At 56.8% G+C, this 1,058-nt stretch carries 1 rRNA gene; it reads right to left on the bottom strand.

From position 1 onward, the window contains the following. Positions 1-42 precede the first annotated feature (42 nt). Positions 43-1,058 (bottom strand): 23S ribosomal RNA (locus PSD17_RS31650); the annotation flags it as partial.

Below are 1,058 nucleotides of genomic sequence, written 5' to 3'. Positions count from 1 at the left end.
AGTTGTGTGCTCAGGGTCACACAGTGGATGCGAACAACACGTTGTGGCAAGCCCTCGGCCTATTAGTACCAGTCAACTCCACCCCTCACAGGGCTTCCATCTCTGGCCTATCAACCCAGTAGTCTGCTGGGGGCCTTAACCACGCAAGGTGGTGGGAGACCTCATCTTGGAACGAGCTTCCCGCTTAGATGCCTTCAGCGGTTATCCCTTCCGAACATAGCCAACCAGCCATGCCCCTGGCGGGACAACTGGCACACCAGAGGTTCGTCCGTCCCGGTCCTCTCGTACTAGGGACAGCCTTCCTCAAGTCTCCTACGCGCGCGGCGGATAGGGACCGAACTGTCTCACGACGTTCTAAACCCAGCTCGCGTACCGCTTTAATGGGCGAACAGCCCAACCCTTGGGACCTACTCCAGCCCCAGGATGCGACGAGCCGACATCGAGGTGCCAAACCATGCCGTCGATATGGACTCTTGGGCAAGATCAGCCTGTTATCCCCGGGGTACCTTTTATCCGTTGAGCGACACCCCTTCCACCAGGAGGTGCCGGATCACTAGTCCCGACTTTCGTCCCTGCTCGACCCGTCGGTCTCACAGTCAAGCTCCCTTGTGCACTTACACTCACCACCTGATTGCCAACCAGGCTGAGGGAACCTTTGGGCGCCTCCGTTACCCTTTAGGAGGCAACCGCCCCAGTTAAACTACCCACCAGGCACTGTCCCTGAACCAGATCATGGCCCGAGGTTAAGACACCCAATTCGACCAGAGTGGTATTTCAACAACGACTCCACAACCACTGGCGTGGCCACTTCACAGTCTCCCACCTATCCTACACAAGCCGAACCGAGCACCAATACCAAGCTGTAGTAAAGGTCCCGGGGTCTTTCCGTCCTGCCGCGCGTAACGAGCATCTTTACTCGTAGTGCAATTTCGCCGAGTCTCTGGTCGAGACAGCGCCCAAGTCGTTACGCCATTCGTGCAGGTCGGAACTTACCCGACAAGGAATTTCGCTACCTTAGGATGGTTATAGTTACCACCGCCGTTTACTGGCGCTTAAAT

The sequence above is a fragment of the Pseudonocardia sp. D17 genome, assembly GCF_036984265.1.
In the GTDB taxonomy this organism is placed as follows: Bacteria; Actinomycetota; Actinomycetes; order Mycobacteriales; family Pseudonocardiaceae; genus Pseudonocardia; species Pseudonocardia benzenivorans.
The sequence above is the reverse complement of the archived record's forward strand: the minus strand, read 5'-3'. Positions and strand labels throughout refer to the sequence as shown.